The organism is Aeromicrobium sp. Leaf245 (assembly GCF_942548115.1).
In the GTDB taxonomy this organism is placed as follows: domain Bacteria; phylum Actinomycetota; class Actinomycetes; order Propionibacteriales; family Nocardioidaceae; genus Aeromicrobium.
In genome coordinates, this window is sequence record NZ_OW824151.1 from 2581142 (window position 1) to 2594934 (window position 13793).

Annotated in this window: 15 protein-coding genes; 9 read left to right on the top strand and 6 right to left on the bottom strand. The window is 72.3% G+C overall.

Annotated elements, in window-relative coordinates; genetic code table 11:
• On the bottom strand, positions 1-201 hold the full coding sequence (locus tag NBW76_RS12615; RefSeq protein WP_055967237.1) for a hypothetical protein: 201 nt from the start codon (positions 199-201) through the stop codon (positions 1-3).
• A gap of 162 nt (positions 202-363) precedes the next feature.
• On the opposite strand from NBW76_RS12615, the gene NBW76_RS12620 reads away from it, so the two are divergent.
• Together NBW76_RS12620 and NBW76_RS12625 are read left to right on the top strand one after the other, a co-directional pair.
• Entirely contained in the window at positions 364-876 is a 513-nt protein-coding gene (locus NBW76_RS12620; protein ID WP_055967234.1) for a PH domain-containing protein, read from the top strand.
• Positions 863-2284: a PH domain-containing protein gene (locus NBW76_RS12625; RefSeq protein ID WP_056554089.1), complete on the top strand. Its 1422-nt coding sequence runs from the start codon at positions 863-865 to the stop codon at positions 2282-2284. The genes NBW76_RS12620 and NBW76_RS12625 overlap by 14 nt, the downstream gene beginning before the upstream one ends.
• Here NBW76_RS12625 and dusB read toward each other — a convergent pair.
• The 3 genes from dusB to NBW76_RS12640 form a co-directional block, all read right to left on the bottom strand.
• Positions 2225-3406, bottom strand: a complete 1182-nt coding sequence (gene dusB / locus NBW76_RS12630; RefSeq protein WP_056554086.1) for a tRNA dihydrouridine synthase DusB — start codon at positions 3404-3406, stop codon at positions 2225-2227. The genes NBW76_RS12625 and dusB overlap by 60 nt on opposite strands.
• 517 nt (positions 3407-3923) lie before the next feature.
• A complete protein-coding gene (locus tag NBW76_RS12635; protein WP_055967225.1) occupies positions 3924-4505 on the bottom strand; it encodes a hypothetical protein in 582 nt (193 codons plus the stop codon).
• Between the two features lie 25 nt (positions 4506-4530).
• Positions 4531-5919, bottom strand: coding sequence for a glycine--tRNA ligase (locus tag NBW76_RS12640; RefSeq protein ID WP_056554083.1), 1389 nt, complete (start codon positions 5917-5919; stop codon positions 4531-4533).
• 156 nt (positions 5920-6075) lie between these two features.
• On the opposite strand from NBW76_RS12640, the gene NBW76_RS12645 reads away from it, so the two are divergent.
• The 6 genes from NBW76_RS12645 to NBW76_RS12670 all read left to right on the top strand — a co-directional run bounded on the left by NBW76_RS12645 (position 6076) and on the right by NBW76_RS12670 (position 10478).
• Positions 6076-7065 (top strand): metal ABC transporter substrate-binding protein, encoded by a 990-nt coding sequence (locus tag NBW76_RS12645; protein ID WP_056554080.1) that lies wholly within the window; start codon positions 6076-6078, stop codon positions 7063-7065.
• Positions 7062-7835 (top strand): metal ABC transporter ATP-binding protein, encoded by a 774-nt coding sequence (locus tag NBW76_RS12650; protein ID WP_055967214.1) that lies wholly within the window; start codon positions 7062-7064, stop codon positions 7833-7835. The genes NBW76_RS12645 and NBW76_RS12650 overlap by 4 nt, the downstream gene beginning before the upstream one ends.
• Positions 7835-8668, top strand: a complete 834-nt coding sequence (locus NBW76_RS12655; RefSeq protein ID WP_055968532.1) for a metal ABC transporter permease — start codon at positions 7835-7837, stop codon at positions 8666-8668. Before NBW76_RS12650 ends, NBW76_RS12655 begins: the two co-directional genes overlap by 1 nt.
• Before the next feature lie 8 nt (positions 8669-8676).
• A complete protein-coding gene (locus tag NBW76_RS12660; protein ID WP_055967211.1) occupies positions 8677-9066 on the top strand; it encodes a Fur family transcriptional regulator in 390 nt (129 codons plus the stop codon).
• A complete protein-coding gene (locus tag NBW76_RS12665; RefSeq protein WP_056554077.1) occupies positions 9063-9962 on the top strand; it encodes a hypothetical protein in 900 nt (299 codons plus the stop codon). The genes NBW76_RS12660 and NBW76_RS12665 overlap by 4 nt, the downstream gene beginning before the upstream one ends.
• A gap of 72 nt (positions 9963-10034) precedes the next feature.
• Positions 10035-10478 carry a GNAT family N-acetyltransferase gene (locus NBW76_RS12670; RefSeq protein ID WP_055967205.1) on the top strand — a complete coding sequence of 148 codons (444 nt, stop codon included), beginning with the start codon at positions 10035-10037 and terminating at the stop codon, positions 10476-10478.
• A 3-nt stretch (positions 10479-10481) separates the two neighbouring features.
• Here the strand turns inward: NBW76_RS12670 and NBW76_RS12675 are convergent, their stop codons facing one another.
• Both NBW76_RS12675 and cimA read right to left on the bottom strand, forming a co-directional pair.
• Positions 10482-11243, bottom strand: a complete 762-nt coding sequence (locus NBW76_RS12675; RefSeq protein WP_055967201.1) for a hypothetical protein — start codon at positions 11241-11243, stop codon at positions 10482-10484.
• 12 nt (positions 11244-11255) lie between these two features.
• On the bottom strand, positions 11256-12833 hold the full coding sequence (gene cimA / locus NBW76_RS12680) for a citramalate synthase (protein ID WP_156364758.1): 1578 nt from the start codon (positions 12831-12833) through the stop codon (positions 11256-11258).
• A gap of 41 nt (positions 12834-12874) precedes the next feature.
• On the opposite strand from cimA, the gene NBW76_RS12685 reads away from it, so the two are divergent.
• Positions 12875-13591: a hypothetical protein gene (locus tag NBW76_RS12685; protein WP_156364757.1), complete on the top strand. Its 717-nt coding sequence runs from the start codon at positions 12875-12877 to the stop codon at positions 13589-13591.
• The last annotated feature ends 202 nt before the right edge of the window (positions 13592-13793 follow it).

Here is a 13793-nt window from a genome sequence, read left to right on the forward strand (position 1 = left end):
TCAGCGCGAGAGCGGCTCGAGCAGGTCGCCCGCGGTCACCTGGTCGACCCGCTCGGACAGGGTCTTGAGCAGACCGTCGTTCTCGGTGTTCAGTCGCAGCACCTCGGCCTCGAGGTCGGCGACACGTCGGCGCAGCCGCGCGACCTCGTTCAGCTGGTCGAGCGTCGGTCCACCGACGAATCCGACGAGAGCCTTGGCCATGAGTGATCCTCCGCAGGAAGGTCGCGGCTCCGGCTCGAGTGCCGGGCGGCGGGACTGGGGTACAGCGGCGGCTGCGTCTGCCAGTGTCCCACCGCGACCGGGCCCGGGTCAAACCTCGGGCGTCCACCGGGACCCGCCCCGCGTGCACCTAGGCTGCAGGACGTGGACGCATCTCTCTTCCGGCCCGTCGCCGAGACCTGGCGTCCCGTCTCCCCTGCCCTCACGACGCGTCGCCGCATCGTGCTCGTCATCCCGCTCGTCGTCCTCGCCGTCCTGCTGGCCGCGGGTGCCGCGACGGCCACCGCCGTCGACGCGCACGTCCTCGTGAGCGTCGGGCTCGGGGCCCTGGCGGCGTGCGCCGCCGCGGCCGCCGCGACGACCTGGTGGTGGGCCGAGCGGAACCGTCGGTCCTGGGGCTGGGCGGAGGCCGAGGACGACCTGCTCGTCACCTCGGGCGTCATGTTCCGCCGACTCGTGGTGGTGCCCTACGGCCGCGTCCAGTTCGTCGACGTCGAGGGCGGGCCGGTCGAGCGACGGCTGGGCATCGCCCGCGTCTCCCTGCACACGGCCAGCACCGAGACCGCGGCCGTCGTGCCCGGCATCCCGGCCGACGAGGCGCGCCTGCTCCGCGACCGGCTCACCGAGCTCGGGCAGGCGCGCGATGGCGGGGTCTGAGCCCGTCGAGGCTGCCACCTCCGGCGACCCGGGCACCGCCCTGCCGACCGTCGGCAGCCGCACCCACCCCCTGACCGGTGCGGTGCAGGGCGGGCTGTGGGCCGGTGCCGCGGTGATCGCGATCGGCACCTCCTACCTCCAGGGGGACCGCTGGGACGGCGTGCCGTGGTGGGCCGCCCTGCTCGGCGTCCTCGGCGGAGGCCTCCTGCTCGGCCAGGCCGCAGGCTTCGTCTCCTGGTGGTTCACCCGCTACGTCGTCGACGACGACGAGGTGCGCATCGACAGCGGTGTCCTGAACCGTCGGTCGCGCCGTGCCGCGTTCGAGCGCATCCAGGCCGTCGACGTCGCCGAACCGCTCCTGGCCCGGGTCGTGGGCCTCGCCGAGGTGCGGATCGAGCTGGCCGGAGGGGACGAGTCCCGGCTCGTCGTCAGGTTCCTCCCGCTCGACCAGGCCCACGACGTCCGTCGACTGCTCCTGAGGCGGGCGCACGGTGGCGCTGCCGATGATGCCGACCCGGTCGAGGCGCTGGACGACCGCGACCTCATCACCCGGGTCACGCCGGAGCGCACGATGCTCGGCGCCCTCCTGAGCCTGGACCTGCTCACCGCGCTGGCGGCCGTCGCCGCGGTGGTCCTGGCCGCCATCGGCTTCGGCGCGCCGCTCGTGCTCCTCGGTGGCGTGCTCCCGGCGCTCTCCTGGGCGGTCCAGCTGATCTCGCGGCGCGTGGTGGCGGAGTGGGGCTTCACCCTCTGGCGCACGCCACACGGTCTGCGGATCGAGCGAGGTCTGCTGTCCCTGACCTCGCAGACCATCCCGTTCGCCCGGGTGCAGGGCATCGCCGTGGTCGAGCCGATCCTCTGGCGATCTCTCGGCTGGTGCCGTCTCGAGGTCGACGTCGCCGGAAGCGGCACCGGCGACGAGGCAGCCCGCGATACCACCCTGCTGCCCATCGCGGACCGCGCCCTGGCCGCCGCTCTGGTCGACGAGCTCGTTCCCGAGACGGTCGTCGGCGAGGTCGACCGGACGGGGCCGGTCCGAGCGAGCCGGCGGTCGTGGCCCTTCGCACCGATCGGCTGGCGCTACCGCTGGATCGACCTGGGCCCGCGGCGCGCGACGTCGTCGACGGGGTGGTTGGCACGACGGACCAGCAGTGCCCCCCACGCCAAGGTGCAGTCGATCGCGCTGCGCCAGGGACCGCTGCAGCGGCGTCTCGGCGTCGCCACGGTCGAGCTGCACACGCCCGACGGACCCGTGGACGTCGACGCCCACCACCTGGCGGGACCCGTCGCCCGGGACGTCGCGCTCCGGGCGGTCGGTGCAGCCCGGTCGGCCCGGGCCGACGTCGGGTCAGCCGCCGCTCGTGGCGTCCTCGGCCGCGGGGTCGACGGCACCCACGACCTCGCGTGAACCGAGCCACCCGTCGGGCAGGGCCACCTTGCGGGGACTGCCCTGACGACCGCGCGGCGTCCCGAGCTCGGAGACCGGGTAGGGCTCGTCGGGGTCCAGGTCGCCGAGCAGCCGGTCGAGCGAGGAGTACGACGAGACGCCGCCGAGCTCCGTCCGGATCCGCGAGCCCGCTGCGAAGCCCTTGAGGTACCAGGCGACGTGCTTGCGGAACTCGATGCAGCCGCGCTCCTCCCCCAGCCAGTCGCCCAGGAGCTCAGCGTGCCGCCGCATGACGGCAGCCACCTCGCCGAGCCTCGGCAGGGTCGGCGTGGGTGCTCCACCCCCGGGGTCGGCGCCGAGGGTGGCGGCGAGGTCGCGGAACAGCCACGGCCGACCCAGGCATCCGCGACCCACGACGACGCCGTCGCAGCCCGTCTCGGCCATCATCCTCGCGGCGTCGGTGGCCTCCCAGATGTCGCCGTTGCCGAGCACCGGGATGCCGACCGCGGCCTTGAGCTCGCCGATCGCATCCCACCGTGCCCGCCCGGAGTAGTGCTGCGCCGCGGTGCGACCGTGCAGGGCGATGGCGGCGCAGCCCGCGTCCTCGGCGATCCGGCCGGCGTCCAGGTACGTCAGGTGGTCCTCGTCGATGCCCAGGCGGGTCTTCATGGTGACCGGCACGCCGTACGGCTGCGCCGCACGCACCGTCTCCTCCAGGATCCGTCCGAGCAGCCCGGCCTTCCACGGCAGCGCGGCCCCGCCACCCTTGCGGGTGATCTTGGGGACGGGGCAGCCGAAGTTCAGGTCCACGTGCTCCACGCCGTGGTCCGCACAGAGGATCTCGACGGCCCGGCCCATCACCACCGGGTCGACGCCGTACAGCTGCACCGACCGCACGGTCTCGTTGTCGGCGAACGTCAGCATCGACAGGCTGGTGGCGTCACCCTCGACGAGCCCGCGTGACGTGATCATCTCGCACACGTAGAGACCGGCGCCCTGCTCGGCGCACAGCCGCCGGAACGCCACGTTGGTGACGCCCGCCATCGGCGCCAAGACCACCGGGACGTCGACCTCGAGGCCCCCCAGGCGCAGCGCGGCGGGCTCGCGGAGTCCGGGCGCGGCGCTCGGGTCGGTGACGGTCATGAGGGTTCCAGTATCCCTGGTCGCCCTCGTCGCTCGTGCACGGGACAGCACTCAGGGTCGGCGTCCGACCGTCGCCGGACGCCGACCCTGGTGGGTTCCTCGTGAGCAGTGGCCCGGTGGGCCCGGAGCGGGAGTGGCTCCGTTCCCGGCGACGAGGGCGGGCGACGTACAGGCCGGGCGAATGGGAGAGTCGTCCGGCGCCGCTCGCCTGCCGTGGGCATGTCCCACGAGGAGGCTCGAGTGGGGCCCTGCGTTCGACCCCGAGTTCAATTGTGCCAGGGGGCCGGGTGCCGCCACCCGAGGTCTGGGAGCACCGACGAGCTCGCCGCCGGTCCGGGTCGACGAACGTCGTCGATGCTCCCAGCAGATCTGCGTGCCCCTGGTCGACGCGTGATCCTCGTCCATCTTGAGCACACGGCACCCGACAACGGAACACCTCGCCGGAAAGAACTTCCTGAATGACAGAAAGAACATGAAAAAGTCATTCTTCCCACCGGTCGACCGCGACGGGTCCCCGTCAGGACGAGGCCTTCCAGCGCACCGCCGAGGAGGCGTCCGACGGCTGGAGGTCGATCGTCCGAAGGGTCTCCCCCTTCGGCACGAGGTAGATGAAGCACAGCGTGGCGGAGGCGCCGGACAGGAAGCGGCCCGGCAGCGCCGACGACGGGCAGGGCTCGAAGTCACCGACCAGCTCGCTCGCCGGGTACACCGTCTCGGCACTGGAGTGCGCCAGCACCGGCAGGGACGACCCACCCAGACCGGCCGGTCCGTCGTTGCGCACGGTGAGGTCGACGTAGTAGGGCGTCGCGGTCGAGCTCTGCTCGTCGAGGCTGAAGAACCGGAAGTCCTTGAGCGTGCCCTTGCGCACCTCGTCGACGATCACGGTGACCGCGCTCGCGGCACCGTCGCCGAGGTCCAGCACGACCGTCGCGGGCTTGCCGAGGGCGAGGGACGTGCCCGGCTGGGTGAGCGTGACGCCGGCCGGGACGTCGAATCCCTTCGGCGTGGGGACCGGCGGCGCCTCGTCCTCGGACGAGCAGGCAGCGGCCAGCGCCAGGACCAGGACGGAGGCGGCGACGGGACCGGTGCGCGTGCTCACGGGACGATTGTGGCCCTGGCGGGGTTCAGCACCCGGGCAGGCGCGCCGCGAGCCAGTCGCGCACCTGGGTCAGACCCACCCGCTCCTGCTGCATCGTGTCACGGTCACGGATGGTGACGGCCTGGTCGTCGAGGGTGTCGAAGTCGACCGTGATGCAGAACGGCGTGCCGATCTCGTCCTGGCGGCGGTACCGCTTGCCGATCGCGGCGGCGTCGTCGAACTCCACGTTCCAGAAGCCGCGCAGCTCATCGGCCAGCCCGCGGGCCGTGGGCGACAGCTGCTCGTTGCGCGACAGCGGGAGCACCGCAGCCTTGGCCGGGGCGAGCCGCGGGTCGAGGCGCAGCACCGTGCGCTTGTCCACGCCGCCCTTGGTGTTGGGGGCCTCGTCCTCGGCGTAGGCGTCGACGAGGAAGGCCATCATCGAGCGGTTGACGCCGGCCGCGGGCTCGATCACGTACGGCGTGTAGCGCTCGCCCGTGGCCTGGTCGAAGTACGACAGGTCCTTCCCGGAGTGCTCGCTGTGCGTGCGCAGGTCGAAGTCGGTGCGGTTGGCCACACCCTCCAGCTCGCCCCACTCCGAGCCCTGGAAGCGGAACCGGTACTCGATGTCGACGGTGCGCTTGGAGTAGTGCGAGAGCTTCTCGGCGGGGTGCTCGTAGAAGCGAAGGTTCTCCGGATCCACGCCGAGGCCGGTGTACCAGCTCATGCGCGTCTCGAGCCAGCGCTCGTGCCACTCCTCGTCCGTCCCGGGCTCGACGAAGAACTCCATCTCCATCTGCTCGAACTCGCGCGTGCGGAAGATGAAGTTGCCCGGCGTGATCTCGTTGCGGAAGCTCTTGCCGATCTGCCCGATGCCGAACGGCGGCTTCTTGCGCGAGGTGGTCATGACCTGCGCGAAGTTCACGAAGATGCCCTGCGCGGTCTCGGGGCGCAGGTAGTGCAGACCCTCCTCGGACTCCACGGGACCGAGGTAGGTCTTGAGCAGGCCGTTGAACATCCGCGGCTCGGTCCACTGGCCCTTGGTGCCGCAGTTGGCGCACACGAGGTCGCTCATGGACACGGCGTCGGGGTCGGCCAGGCCCTTCTTCTCCGCGTACGCCTCCTGCAGGTGGTCCTGGCGGTAGCGACGGTGGCAGGAGAGGCACTCGACGAGCGGGTCGACGAAGGCAGCGAGGTGGCCCGAGGCCTCCCACACGGACGTGGGAAGGATGACCGAGGAGTCGAGTCCGACGACGTCGTCACGCCCCTGCACCATCGAGCGCCACCACTGACGCTTGATGTTCTCCTTGAGCTCGGTGCCGAGCGGCCCGTAGTCCCAGGCCGACTTCGTGCCACCGTAGATCTCGCCGCACTGGTAGACGAATCCCCGGCGCTTGCAGAGGGAGATGACGGTGTCGATGAGGCTCGTGGCCATGGTGAGGCGCTCCGTTCCGGCTGGGTGTCGGCGGGCCGTGCGCGCGTCCGTGGCCGCGCGCGCCCGAGTGGGCCTCAGCGTACCCACGCCGGTTGTGACCGGGTCGACACGGTGGCGATTTGACAATCGTTCCCGTGACTCTTGAGAATCGTTCTCATGACGTTCTCCCTCGTGCGCCCCGCCGTCCTGCTGTCGTCCTGTGCTCTCGTGCTGGCCGGGTGCGGCAGCTCCGGAGGGAGCACCGACGACGTCTCGGTCGTCACGTCGTTCTACCCCGTCCAGTTCGTCACCGAGCGCGTCGCCGGCGACCGCGCCGAGGTCACCAACCTCACGGCCCCCGGCGGGGAGCCGCACGACCTGGAGCTGAGCCCGCGGCAGGTCGCCGCGGTGCAGGACGCCGACCTGGTCGTCTACCAGAGCCAGTTCCAGACGGCCGTCGACGAGGCCGTCGAGCAGGCCGACCGCACCAAGGGCACCACCATCGACTCCGCCGACGGCGTCACGCTCATCGAGGAGTCCGAGGATGAGGCCGAGGGCGAGGACCATGCCCACGAGGAGGGTGACGAGCACGCGCACGAGGAGGGCGACGAGCACGAGGGTCATGACCACGGCCACGACCACGGCGGGGTCGACCCGCACCTGTGGCTCGACCCGACCAACCTCGTCCCGGTCACCGAGCACGTGCGCGACGCCCTGGTCGAGATCGACCCCGACCACGCCGACGAGTACCGCGCGAACGCCGCCGCGCTCGTCGAGGACCTGACGACCCTCGACGAGGACCTGACGACCGGGCTCGCCGACTGCAAGGTCCGCGACATCGTGACGAGCCACGCAGCCTTCGCCTACCTCGCCCAGGCCTACGACCTGACGCAGATCCCGATCGCCGGCATCGACCCCGGCACGGAGCCGTCCGCCGCCCAGCTCGCCACGATCTCGGACCTGGTCAGGACCGACGGCATCACCACGGTCTTCACGGAGACGCTCGTGAGCCCCGCCGTGGCGAACACCGTGGCCCGCGAGGCCGGGGTCGAGACGGCTACGCTCGACCCGATCGAGGGACTCACCAAGGCGACGTCCGACGAGGACTACCTCTCGATCATGCGCACCAACCTCGCCACCCTGCAGAAGGCCAACGACTGCTCATGACACACCCTCCGCTCCTGATGCGTGGCGTGGACGTCACGCTCGGCGGGGACCCTGTGCTGCGCGACGTCGACCTGGAGGTCGCGCAGGGTGAGTTCGTCACGCTGCTGGGCTCCAACGGCTCAGGCAAGTCCACCCTCGTCCGCGCCGCCGTCGGGCTCGTGCCGTCGACCGGCACCATCGAGCTGTTCGGCGAGCCGCTCGACGGGTTCCACGGCTGGCAGCGCATCGGCTACGTGCCCCAGCGGTCGGCGGCCGTGGCGGGTGTCCCGGCCACCGTCCGTGAGGTCGTCGCGAGCGGTCGGCTGTCGCGCCGGCCCCGGTTCGGGCTGCCCCGTCGTCCCGACCGGGAGGCCGTGACGACGGCGCTCGAGAGCGTCGGGCTCGCCCACCGTGCCGGCTCCCCGCTCGTGGAGCTCTCCGGCGGGCAGCAGCAGCGGGTCTCGATCGCTCGGGCGCTCGCCGGGGAGCCGGACCTCCTGGTCATGGACGAGCCCACCGCAGGCGTCGACGCCCACCACACCCAGGACCTCGCGGGGCTGCTGGCCGATCTCGCCGCCGACGGCACCACCGTGCTGCTGGTGGCCCACGAGCTGGGCCCGATGCTCCCCCTGATCGACCGTGCGGTCGTGCTCGATCGCGGCCGGGTCGTCCACGACGGGCCCGTCGACGACCACGTCGCGGGGGCCCACCAGGAGCACCACGGCGACGCCCACCCGCACTCCGCCCAGCCCGGTCGCCTTCGACCCCTGCCCGAGGAAGGGGTGTGGTGATGCTCCAGATCCTCGACTACGAGTTCATGCGGCTGGCGATCGTCGCCGCCGTCTTCACCGGCCTGGCCGCTCCCGCCATCGGCACCTACATGGTGCAGCGCCGCCTCGCGCTGCTCGGCGACGGTCTGGGCCACGTGGCGCTCACGGGCGTGGCGATCGGCCTGCTCACCGGCACCGCGCCGCTCCTGACCGCCCTCGTCGTGGCGGTGCTGGGAGCCGTGCTCATCGAGGTGCTGCGCACGTTCACCCGCACGAGCGGCGACGTCGCCCTCGCGATGCTGTTCTACGGCGGCATCGCCGGAGGCGTGCTGCTGATCGGTCTCGCCGGCGAGGGTGCCGCCACGCTGAACCGGTACCTCTTCGGCTCCATCACGACCGTCACGCCGTCCGACGTCACCGTCGTCTCGGTGCTGGGTGTCGTCGTGGTCGCCCTGTGCCTGGTGCTCTCGCCCCAGCTGTTCGCGGTCTGCCAGGACGAGGAGCACGCCCGGGTGTGCGGCGTGCCCGTGCGTCTGTACGGCGTGCTCATCGCGGTGCTCGCGGCGGCGACCATCACGGTCGCCATGCGCACCGTCGGGCTGCTCCTGGTCTCGGCCCTGATGGTGGTGCCGGTGGCCGCAGCGCAGCAGGTCAGCCGGAGCTTCCGCTCCACCCACCTGGCTGCGATGGCGATCGGACTGGTCACCGCGGTCTCCGGCGTGGTCGTCAGCTTCGAGGCCGACACCGCGCCCGGCCCGACGATCGTGCTCCTCGCCCTCGTGGCTTTCGCCCTCGCCGCGGTCCTTCGGGGAGTGACCGTCGGGCTCCGGCGCCGGTCGGTACGCTCGCCCTGAGGAGGACCATGGTCGACGTACGCAACACCAGGCAGCGCCGCGCCGTCAGCGCGGTGCTCGACGAGCTGGAGGGCTTCGCCAGCGCCCAGCAGATCCACGGCGAGCTGGGCCAGCGCGGCGAGAAGGTCGGTCTGTCCACCGTGTACCGCAACCTGCAGGCTCTGGTCGACGCCGAGCAGGTCGACGCCCTGCGTGGGAACGACGGCGAGGTGCTCTACCGCCGCTGCGAGGCCGGCGACCACCACCACCACCTGGTCTGCCGCTCGTGCGGTCGCGCCGTCGAGGTGGCCGGCCCCGCGGTCGAGTCGTGGGCCACCAAGGTGGCGTCGGAGAACGGCTTCACCGACGTCGAGCACACGCTGGAGATCTTCGGCACCTGCGCCGACTGCTCCCGGTGACCACGCTCCCCAGCACGACGCTCCCTGCCACGACGCTGCCTCCGGAGCGGTGGAAGACCCTCGCACTGGCCCATCGCGACCGAGCTCGTCGTTGGACCGCGCCGCACCTGCTGCGACGCGAACGGCGTGAGCCGCACCCCGTGGTGGACTTCCTGTTCGAGTACTACAACCTCTCCCCCGGCCAGCTCGAGCGCTGGCACCCCGGACTCGGCACCGGACTCCTCCACGCCCCGACGCACGCCGCCCTCGGCGCCTACGTCACCCACGAGGGGGTGACGACCGTGGACGCGCAGCGCCTGACGTCGCGCGCGGCCGGCCTGCGCTGGACCCGCGCCCTGCTGGCGGCCACCCTCGACCGGCCGGCCCGGTGGGGCTGCTTCGGGCTCCACGAGTGGGCCATGGTCTACCGCGCCGAGCAACCGCGCCACGACCTCCCGCTGCGCCTCGGACGCTCCGGGACCGACGCGGTCGTGGAGTCCCACCCCCTCGGGTGCACCCACGTCGACGCCTTCCGCTTCTTCACGCCGCAGGCTGCGCCGCTGAACGCCCAGCACCTCGGTCGCGAGCACCAGCTCGACCAGGAGCAGCCGGGCTGCCTCCACGCCAACATGGACCTGTACCGCATCGCCTTCCGACTGCTGCCGTTCGTGGAGTCGACGGTGGTGCTCGACGCCTTCGAGCTGGCCCTCGAGATCCGCGCGGTCGACATGCAGGCCTCTCCCTACGACGTGAGCGCCTTCGGGCTGGAGCCGATCGCGATCGAGACCCCCGAGGGGAAGGCGGAGTACGTGCGGCGTCAACGGGCGTTCGCCGACCGAGCCGAGCCACTGCGCCGGACCCTCCTCGACCACGTCGACCGGCTCCTCGCCCACCCCGCGCTCGACGCCCCGGACTAGGAGCCGCCACCCCCGCCGTCGAAGCCACCACCGTCGCGGATCGACGGTCCTCGCCGGTACTAGGCTCATCGGGTGGCCGACCTCCCCATCATCCGCGCCGGTGACGCCCTGACCGCCGCGGAGGTCTACGCGATCTGGAAGATCCGCGACGCCGTCTTCGCGGTGGAGCAGCAGTGCGACGAGCCCGACGTCGACGGCATCGACCTGCTCCCGACTTGCACCCACCTCTGGTACGCCGACGAGGCCGGACCCACCAGCTACCTGCGGACCTACGTCACCGACGCGGGCGTGCGCAAGGTCGGCCGCGTGGCCACCCGCTCCGACAGCCGCGGGCAGGGCCTGTCGAGCCGGCTCCTGCGCGAGGTGCTCGACCGGTGGGGCGACGCCGAGATCCGGCTCGGCGCCCAGGCGTACCTGCACGACTGGTACGCCGGCTTCGGCTTCGAACGGTGCGGCGAGAACTTCCTCGAGGCCGGGATCGACCACGTCCCGATGCGCCGCGCGCCGGGTGCGTGACGCTCAGCCCACGACCGTGGAGTCGGCCACGACGGCGTCGAGCGCCTCACGCAGGTCGGCGCGCACGCCGTCGGCGTACTGGCGAACGGCCGCGCGCGCCGCGGTGTACTGCTCGGCGTACTGGAAGCTCCCACCCTGCCCGGCGTCGAGGCGGGCGGCGAGCCGTTCGGCCTCGGTGACCACGTGCTGCAAGGCGGCGCGCACGGCGTCGCGAGCGGGCGTGGCGGCCTCCGGCGCGTCCGTGGACTCGAACGTGGCGAGGGCCGAGCGCATCGGCGGCAGCAGCTGCGTCCGCAGCGGATCGCCGCTCGTGACGACGGTCGGCGGCGCGAGCTCGGCCGGGTTCAGGTCGAGGGCACGGTTCGCGGCCAGCACGAAGGACCGGGCGTCGACGGAGACGTCGACCACGTCGCCCAGCCGTTGCCACGACTCGCGCAGGGTCACCACGTCCTGGCGCGCTGCGGCGTAGGCGCTCGACCCCGACTCGCCGCGCTCGGGTGCCGACGCCAGCTCCGGCAGGTCGTCACCGCGTGCCTCGATCACCTCGGCGACGTCGGTCGGATCGGCAGCGTCCACGGCCTCCAGGTCCTTCACGAGCGCCGCACGGAAGCCGGCCGCCTCGCCGGCGTACTTCTGGGCGACGTCGTCGGCCCGCTCCACGTCCGCCTGACGGGCGCGGGCGTCGACCACGACGAACCCACCGATCACCAGCCCGAGGACGAGCGTCGGCGCGAGGACCAGCGCGAGGAGGCGGCCCCGGGTCACGCCGCTCGCTCCTCAGGCACTGCCGACCGGGACACCGTGGCGGCGCAGCCCGTACGTGAGGGCGTCGACCATGGCCTCCCACGAGGCCTCGATCATGTTGGCTCCCACGCCCACCGTGACCCAGGAGTCCTGACCGTCGGACGTCTCGATGAGCACCCGTGTGACGGCGTCGGTCCCGTGGCCCTGGTCGAGGATGCGCACCCGGAAGTCGATGAGGTGGAACCGCGCGACGTCGGGGTAGAGCTGCTCGATGGCCTGGCGCAGGGCGTGGTCGAGGGCGTTCACCGGGCCGTTGCCCTCACCGATGACGGCCAGCCGCTGTCCGGCCGCGCGGAGCTTGACGGTCGCCTCCGTGCCCCGGGCCGACTCGGCCAGCACGCGCCAGGACTCGACGTCGAAGTAGGAAGGGCGGCCGCCCTCCATCTCCTCGGCGAGGAGCAGCTCGAAGGACGCATCGGCGGCCTCGAACGTGTAGCCCTGCTGCTCCATCGCCTTGACCCGGTCGGTCACCCGGGCGAGCCGGCCGGCGTCGGCAGCCACGTCGTAGCCGAGCTCGCGACCCTTGAGCTCGATGGTGGCCCGGCCGGCCATCTCCGAGACCAGGAGGCGCATGTCGTTGCCGACCAGCGCCGGGTCGACGTGCTGGTACAGGTCGGGGTCGACCCGGATGGCGCTGGCGTGCAGGCCCGCCTTGTGCGCGAACGACGAGACCCCGGTGTAGGGCTGACGCGCCGACGGCGGGTAGTTGGTGATCTCCGCGACGGCATGGGCGATGCGCGTGGCGTCGGCGAGCGCGCCCTCGGGCAGCACGCTCATGCCGAGCTTCAGCTCGAGGTTGGCCACGGACGTGACGAGGTCGGCGTTGCCGGTGCGCTCGCCGTAGCCGTTGATGCAGCCCTGCAGGTGCGTGGCACCGGCCCGCACGGCCGCCATCGAGTTGGCCACGGCGCAGCCCGTGTCGTTGTGCGCATGGATGCCCAGACGCGCCCCGACCCCGAGCGCGTCGGCCACGACCTCCTCCACCTGGTGGGGAAGCATGCCGCCGTTCGTGTCGCAGAGCACCACCACGTCGGCGCCGGCGCCCGCCGCCTCGGCGACGACCTGCAGCGCGTAGTCGCGGTTCGCCGCGTACCCGTCGAAGAAGTGCTCGCAGTCGACGAAGACCCGCTGCCCCTCGGCGCGCAGGTGGGCCACGGTGTCGCGCACCATGGCGAGGTTCTCCTCGAGGGTGGTGCGCAGGGCCAGCTCGACGTGCCGGTCGTGGCTCTTGGCCACGAGCGTGACCACGGAGGCTCCCGAGTCCCGGAGAGCGGCGACGAGCGGGTCGTCGGCGGCGGCCACGCCGGCACGGCGTGTGGCGCCGAACGCGGCGAGCGTGGCGTTCTGCAGCTCGAGCTCCTTCGCGGCCAGCGCGAAGAACTCCGTGTCCTTCGGGTTCGAGCCCGGCCAACCGCCCTCGATGAACCCCACCCCGAGGTCGTCGAGGTGGCGCGCCACGTGCATCTTGTCCTGCACGGAGAGGTTGAGACCCTCCTGCTGGGCACCGTCGCGCATCGTGGTGTCGTAGACGTGGAACTCGTCGCTGATCACGCGCGCCAGTCTAGTCGGCGCCCGACCTAGGATGGACGGCTATGACCTCTCGACCCGTGCCGGTGCCCACCACGTGCGAGTGGATGTATGCGGTGATGACGCCGGAGCCCCTCGAGCACGAGGACCACCTGCCCCTCCCGAACGCGGCGCTCCTGCGCGCGCACGGGACCTCGCAGGTCGGCCTCGCCCGCCTCGAGCGGTGCCCCCACCAGGTCGTGCTGCAGAGCCAGGCACCGGTCGAGACCGCCGCCGCCGCAGCGCGCGACGCGCGCATCCAGGCCCTCGAGATGGCCGCCCGGCACGACGGTGTGGTGGTGGAGCTGCTGACACCGCGCGTGGTGGAGCTGACGAGCGAGCAGGTCTCCCTCGCGCACGCGGCCCAGTGGTACGTGCTGGACCACGCGGCCCTGCTCGACGGTGATCTGGTGACCGACGGACTGGCCCAGTTCGGCCTGCCCGAGGTCCGCGTGCGCGGCACCGTGCCCGACGGACGCGGCGCGGAGCGCCGCATCGACCGGGCCATGTCGAGCGCAGTGCTCGCCGGGCTCGTGCACCGGCTGATCGCGGAGTGGCCGGCTCAGGACCCCGTTGGAGAGGCCACGATCACGCTGAGCGACATCGCGTTCGGCCTGGGCGACCCGCAGGCGGACGTGACCCCACGCGACCGGGGCATCCGGATCTCCATCGACTACGTCCCCGACGACCACGTCCTGGGCGTCGAGCTGCTCGAGGACCCCGCGACGACGTTGTTCGTGTAGGTCGATCGCCCGCTGCGTCGCCTGCGAGGGCCTCGGCTCGCTGCTGCGCTGCTCGCGGGGGCTTCGGCTCGCTGCTGCGCCGTCTGCGGGGGCTTCGACGTGCTGCTGCGTCGCCCGCCGGGGCTTCGGCTCGCTGCTGCGCTGCCTCGGCTCGCGCCCCGATCGGTCTCCGAGAGGGCCTCGACCGGGCGGCTGGCGCGGG

Coding starts and splice junctions, on each gene's coding strand:
- NBW76_RS12655 (WP_055968532.1), top strand. CDS start 7,835: ATGCTCCAGATCCTCGACTACGAGTTCATGCGGCTGGCGATCGTCGCC.
- NBW76_RS12650 (WP_055967214.1), top strand. CDS start 7,062: ATGACACACCCTCCGCTCCTGATGCGTGGCGTGGACGTCACGCTCGGC.
- NBW76_RS12685 (WP_156364757.1), top strand. CDS start 12,875: ATGACCTCTCGACCCGTGCCGGTGCCCACCACGTGCGAGTGGATGTAT.
- NBW76_RS12625 (WP_056554089.1), top strand. CDS start 863: ATGGCGGGGTCTGAGCCCGTCGAGGCTGCCACCTCCGGCGACCCGGGC.
- dusB (WP_056554086.1), bottom strand. CDS start 3,406: ATGACCGTCACCGACCCGAGCGCCGCGCCCGGACTCCGCGAGCCCGCC.
- NBW76_RS12640 (WP_056554083.1), bottom strand. CDS start 5,919: ATGGCCACGAGCCTCATCGACACCGTCATCTCCCTCTGCAAGCGCCGG.
- NBW76_RS12660 (WP_055967211.1), top strand. CDS start 8,677: ATGGTCGACGTACGCAACACCAGGCAGCGCCGCGCCGTCAGCGCGGTG.
- NBW76_RS12645 (WP_056554080.1), top strand. CDS start 6,076: ATGACGTTCTCCCTCGTGCGCCCCGCCGTCCTGCTGTCGTCCTGTGCT.
- NBW76_RS12615 (WP_055967237.1), bottom strand. CDS start 201: ATGGCCAAGGCTCTCGTCGGATTCGTCGGTGGACCGACGCTCGACCAG.